Consider the following 4,918-nt stretch of genomic DNA (forward strand, 5'->3'; position numbering starts at 1 on the left):
GGGGGTACGGCGCCGTCTTCGCGGGAGCCGTACCCCCAGCGGAGCGCGACCAGCCCCGGCGCGAACCCCGAGCGCACGGTGGTGGCCGTGCGGTTCGCGGGGGGCAGCGGCACGATCTCCTCCTCGCCGCCGACCATCGTGACCTCTTCGATCCAGGTGGGCGACGGCGACCGCGCGAAGTCCACGTGCAGGAGCAGCTCGGGCGTGCGGTACATGCTCGCGTAGGTCACGAGCCGGTCGCGCGGGTAGGGGAGCGGGTAGTGCAGGGTGAACTCGATGAGCGCGGACTGCCGCTGCTCGGGCGGATCGTCGACGGCGAGGAGCATGCCGAACGCCATGCGGGAGGAGTGCGCGTGGCGCTGCACCACGCGGCACCCGGTCACCGCGGTCAGCTCGGGCCACACGTCGGTCGGCACCCCGGGAAGGTCGATGTACGGGATGAGGCCGGCCCGTCCGCTGGGGGGCCGGAGGATCGCGCGGTAGTGGATGGTGTCGACGAGGCCGTGCGCGTCGGTGGTGCAGACCGCGTGGACGGAGTGGGTGTTGAACGACGCCGCGGGGTCGATGCCGAGCGCGCGGAACGTGTCGAGGATCGGCCCCTCCCTCGTCCAGTCCTCGCAGGGTGCCCGCGGCTTGGGTGGACGTCCGGCGCGGCGGCTGTGTCCGATGCGTCGCTGCAGGGTGCCGCTGTCGAGCAGGAGCAGCGTCTCGAGCTCCTCGACCGCCGCGAGCGAGCAGACCCCCTCGGGTTGCCGCGTGCCGTTCTGCCAGCAGCTGAGGGTGGCGATCGAGACGGGGTTCCCGTGTCGTCGGAGCCGATCGCTCAGCTGCGCGAGGGACGTGCCGCGGGCCGCGATGGCCTCCCGCAGTGTCTCGGCGAACCCGGCGACGGGAGCGGGTGGCGACGGATCGAGGTGCATGAGGCCTCCTGATCGGGGGGTCGTCCCACCCATGACACCAGATCAGACATCAGATGTCGAGAGTTCGTTGCCGCATCCCGACCTGCGCGCCGCCGGCCGGGCGGGTCAGGTGGCGTTCCACAGGTCGCGGTAGTACGCCATCCGCTCCCGGTCGGGTTCGAGGCCGTACGCCTCGACGAGGGCGTCTTCCCACCCCGGGCCGTAGTTCCACCCGGTGCTCATGGCGGCCACGGCGATGTCGGCCCAACGGTCGGCGACGCCCAGCTGCGCGAGGTCCACGTGCGCGAGCCACCGGCCGTCCGCGCCGATCAGGGTGTTCGGGCAGCAGGCGTCGCCGTGGCTCACCACCGCGCGGTCGATCGGCGGCGGAGTGCGCAGCGACTCCGGCACCACGATGCCCCGGCGCTCCGCGTTCGCGATGCGCGACGGCACGCTCCACTCCCACGGGCACTCGGCCACGGGCAGCGCGTCGTGCAGCGCCCGCAGCGCCTCGCCCACCGCGCGCACAGCGGTCGCGGGCCCGGCCGTCCACCGGGGATCCACGGCGCTCAGACCGTCGAGGGCCGCCGTCACCAGCCACTCGTGCGTCTCGTCCTCGCCGCTGTCCAGCACGGTCGGCACGCTGATCCACCGCGCGGCCCAGCGCATTCGCTCGGCCTCGTCGCGCAGCGTGGACTCGAGGTTGCGCGGACCCCACTTGATGTAGAACGGCTCGCCGACGCCGGTCGCGCGGAACGTGAGACCGCCGTCGTCGTTCCGCCAGACGCAGACGAGGTCTGCTCCGCGGGACAGCTCGCGCACCCGGTCGGGGACGACGACGGACTCGGCGGGGATCGTCATGCTCCCATCCTGCCGGACGCGCGGACGCTCAGGGCCGACCGGTCGCGCGAGGAGCGGACGCCGTCTCCAGACCGGCGGTGTCGTAGGCTCGCCTCGACGCCGTCCCCTCACGCCCGGTCGCACCGGCACCACCGCGGCCCGGGTTCGTCCTGGAACCAGGAACCACCTAGGCTGGGACTGCGTTTCAGGCATGTCGCACGACGTTCGAAGGAGAACCTCACATGCAGATCAGCGGACAGGGCGCCCTCGTCACCGGAGGGGCGTCGGGCCTCGGGCTCGCCACCGCGCGTCGCCTCGCGGCGGCCGGAGCCCACGTCACGATCATCGACCTCCCCTCCTCGGCGGGTGCCGAGATCGCGGAAGAACTGGGCGGGATCTTCGTGCCCGCCGATGTCACGAGCGTCGACGAGGTCGCGGCCGCGGTCGCCGCCGCACAGGCCGCCGCCCCGCTGCGCGTGGTGATCAACTGCGCCGGTATCGCCCCGCCCGCCAAGGTGCTCGATCGCGAGGGCAACCCCGCGGTGCTCGCCGACTTCGAGCGGATCGTGCGCATCAACCTCGTCGGCACCTTCAACGTCATCTCGCAGGCCGCGGCCGTGATCGCGAAGAACGAACTGCACGACGAGGAGCGCGGCGTCATCGTCAACACCGCCAGCGTCGCGGCGTTCGACGGTCAGATCGGGCAGCCCGCGTACTCCGCGTCGAAGGGCGGCGTGCACGCCATGACCCTCCCGATCGCTCGCGAACTCGCCCGACACGGCATCCGCGTGTGCACCATCGCCCCCGGCATCATGGAGACCCCGATGCTGGTGGGGCTGCCGCAGGAGGCGCAGGACTCGCTCGGCCAGCAGGTGCCGTTCCCCGCCCGCCTCGGCCGACCGGACGAGTACGCCGCCCTCGCGCAGCAGATCGTCGAGAACGGCTACCTCAACGGCGAGTCCATCCGCCTCGACGGCGCCATCCGCATGGCACCGCGCTGACCACCCGCCCCCGAAGGAGAACCCATGTCACTCGCCGGCAAGACCATCCTCATGTCGGGCGGCAGCCGCGGCATCGGCCTCGCGATCGCGCTGCGCGCCGCCGCCGACGGCGCCAACATCGCCATGCTCGCCAAGACCGACACCCCGCATCCGAAGCTCGAGGGCACCGTGCACACCGCGGCCGAGCAGATCCGCGCGGCCGGCGGTCAGGCGCTGCCGATCGTCGGCGACGTGCGCGAGGACGACGACATCACCGAAGCGGTCATGAAGACGCAGGGCGAGTTCGGCGGCATCGACATCGTGATCAACAACGCCAGCGTGATCGACCTGTCGCGCTCGCTCGACCTCTCAGCGAAGAAGTACGACCTGATGCAGGACGTCAACGTGCGCGGGACGTTCATGCTGTCGCGGGCGGCCGTGCCGATCCTGAAGGACGCCGAGAACCCGCACATCCTGTCGCTCTCGCCGCCGCTGAACCCCAGCCCGAAGTGGCTCGGGGCGCACACGGGTTACACGCTCGCGAAGTTCGGCATGACCATGGTCACGCTCGGGCTCGCGGCCGAGTTCGCGCGCGACGGCATCGCCGCCAACACGCTGTGGCCCCGCACGACCATCGCGACCGCTGCCGTACAGAACCTCCTCGGGGGCGACAGGGTGATGGCCGCGAGCCGCACGGCCGACATCTACGCCGACGCCGCCTACGCGGTGCTGTGCCGGCCGGCCGCGACCACCACGGGGCAGTCGCTCATCGTGGAGGACGTGCTGGAGGCCGAGGGCGTGACCGACTTCTCGCGCTACGCCGCCGTGCCCGGCACCCCCGACAGCGCCCTGTTCCCGGACATCTTCCTCGACTGACCCGGTCCGCGGGGGATCAGAAGAGCAGGTAGAGCGCGCCGAGGATCGTGAGCGCGATCACGATGCGGTCGAACACCCGTTGATCGAGCCGTCGTGCCACGCGCAGTCCGAGGAGGGCGCCGAGCACCACCAGCGGCGCGAGCAGCGCGTCCGTCAGCAGCACCGGCGCGGTGAACAGTCCGATGCCGGCGAGGAACGGCACCTTGATCACGTTGATGATCGCGAAGAACCAGGCCGAGGTGCCCAGGAACACCTGGACCGGGGTGCGCGTCGCCAGGAAGTACATCGACATCACGGGTCCGCCGGCGTTGGCGACCATCGTCGTGAAGCCGCCCAGGGTGCCGTAGGCGCCGGCGAGCACGAGTCCGCCGCGGGGCGTGACCGTCGTCTCGACGCGCGACTGCCGCCATCGTCGCCACAGGGTGACGGCGATCATCAGCAGCAGGATCACGCCGATCGCGCGCCGCACCACGTCGTCGCCGGTCAGGGCGAGGAAGGCGAAGCCGAGCAGCAGTCCGGCGATGACGGCGGGGGCGAGTCGCAGCAGTGTCGGCCAGTGGGCGTGCCGACGGTAGGCGAGGAGCGCGAACACGTCGCCCACCATGAGCAGCAGCAGCGTGGCCGCGGTCGAGGTGCGGGCGGGCAGCACCGCGGCGAACAGCGCGATCGCGAGGATGCTGCCGCCGGGCAGCGCGGTCTTGGAGATGCCGATCACGACCGCGGCCAGGCCGAGCGCCGCCCAGGCCCACGCGTCGACCGCCATCACCGGCGCAGCTCGTCCGCGATGTCTTGGAAGCCGCGGGCGGTCGCGAGGTCGAGCGGCAGCACGCCGTCGCCGTCGCGGATGGTCGGGTCGGCGCCGCCGTCGAGCAGGGCGCGCACCACGGCGACGTAGCGCCCCGAGCCGTCACCGAGCACGATCGCCTCGTGCAGCGCCGTCCACCCCAGGTTGTTCACGTGGTCGGGGTCGACGCCCGCATCGAGCAGGATCTGCACGGTGTCGAGCAGTCCGCGCTCCGACGCGGGGATGAGGGCGGTGCCGCCGAAGCGGTTGGTGCTGGTGAGGTCGGCGCCGTTGTCGAGGGTGAGGCGCAGGATCTCGTCGTGACCGCGGGCACCCGCGTACAGGTAGGCCGAGTCCTGGATGTCGTCTTTCGCGTTCACGTCGGCACCCGCGGAGATCAGCGCGCGGGCGGCCTCGACGTGGTTCGCCTTGGTGGCCGCGACCAGTGCGGTCATGCCGCCCTCGCCGCGGGCCTCGATGTCGGCACCGGCGTCGAGCGCAACCCGGACGTCGGCGGCGTCACCGCGGGCGGCGGCGTC

General features: G+C 72.1%; 6 protein-coding genes. 2 read left to right on the forward strand and 4 right to left on the reverse strand.

Annotated features, from left to right (window positions below):
* Both DW299_RS06360 and DW299_RS06365 read right to left on the reverse strand, forming a co-directional pair.
* Nucleotides 1-920 (reverse strand): helix-turn-helix domain-containing protein (locus tag DW299_RS06360; RefSeq protein WP_136036079.1); only part of this gene is annotated, 920 nt, incomplete at its 3' end.
* A 105-nt stretch (nt 921-1,025) separates the two neighbouring features.
* The gene (locus DW299_RS06365; protein ID WP_136036080.1) at nt 1,026-1,760 is read right to left on the reverse strand and encodes an aminoglycoside 3'-phosphotransferase; all 735 of its coding nucleotides are present in this window, start codon (nt 1,758-1,760) and stop codon (nt 1,026-1,028) included.
* Nucleotides 1,761-1,981: 221 nt separating this feature from the next.
* On the opposite strand from DW299_RS06365, the gene DW299_RS06370 reads away from it, so the two are divergent.
* Together DW299_RS06370 and DW299_RS06375 are read left to right on the forward strand one after the other, a co-directional pair.
* Nucleotides 1,982-2,740, forward strand: a complete 759-nt coding sequence (locus tag DW299_RS06370; RefSeq protein WP_136036081.1) for an SDR family NAD(P)-dependent oxidoreductase — start codon at nt 1,982-1,984, stop codon at nt 2,738-2,740.
* A gap of 24 nt (nt 2,741-2,764) precedes the next feature.
* Nucleotides 2,765-3,595, forward strand: coding sequence for an SDR family oxidoreductase (locus DW299_RS06375; RefSeq protein ID WP_136033357.1), 831 nt, complete (start codon nt 2,765-2,767; stop codon nt 3,593-3,595).
* A gap of 16 nt (nt 3,596-3,611) precedes the next feature.
* Here the strand turns inward: DW299_RS06375 and DW299_RS06380 are convergent, their stop codons facing one another.
* Nucleotides 3,612-4,358: a sulfite exporter TauE/SafE family protein gene (locus DW299_RS06380; protein WP_136036083.1), complete on the reverse strand. Its 747-nt coding sequence runs from the start codon at nt 4,356-4,358 to the stop codon at nt 3,612-3,614.
* Nucleotides 4,358-4,918: ankyrin repeat domain-containing protein (locus DW299_RS06385; protein WP_136036082.1), on the reverse strand; the 561-nt coding region annotated here is incomplete at its 5' end. The genes DW299_RS06380 and DW299_RS06385, both read right to left, overlap by 1 nt.

This window comes from Microbacterium sp. K35 (genome assembly GCF_004794375.1).
In the GTDB taxonomy this organism is placed as follows: domain Bacteria; phylum Actinomycetota; class Actinomycetes; order Actinomycetales; family Microbacteriaceae; genus Microbacterium; species Microbacterium sufflavum.